The sequence below is a fragment of the Bacillus sp. L_1B0_5 genome, assembly GCF_000836715.1.
Taxonomy (GTDB): Bacteria; Bacillota; Bacilli; order Bacillales; family Bacillaceae_G; genus Bacillus_A; species Bacillus_A thuringiensis_S.
This window is the reverse complement of record NZ_JXIS01000174.1, coordinates 1-359: the sequence shown is the minus strand read 5'-3', so window position 1 is coordinate 359 and position 359 is coordinate 1. Positions and strand designations below refer to the sequence as shown.

Here is a 359-nt window from a genome sequence, read left to right as displayed (position 1 = left end):
ACGATTTCGAATTGACCTGTTACTTTTTCATTCGTAACTTCTTGTTTTACTACTTCGTTCGCTACAACGTTTACTTCTACTGTCACTTCTAGCGCTTTATAACCTTCTGGCGCTTTCGTTTCCTCTAACGTGTACTTTCCTGGCACTACGTTTTCGAATTTCACAACACCATCTTTATCTGTTGTTTTCGTTTCTCCAACTACTTGACCAGATTCATTCTTTAATTTAAATTCTGCGCCTGCTAGAACTTTTCCACTCTCTGCATCCTTTTTGATTACTTGTAAGCTTCCTAGTTCTTTTGCGTTTTCTATTTGTACTTCTACTACTTTGTTTGCTTCCACAACGACTTCAATTTCTTC

Annotated in this window: 1 protein-coding gene; it reads right to left on the bottom strand. The window is 37.3% G+C overall.

Translation table 11 applies throughout. The annotated features are described in order from the left end of the window. On the bottom strand, positions 1-359 hold a 359-nt coding region (locus RT27_RS31200), incomplete at both ends, for a SpaA isopeptide-forming pilin-related protein (RefSeq protein ID WP_043939094.1).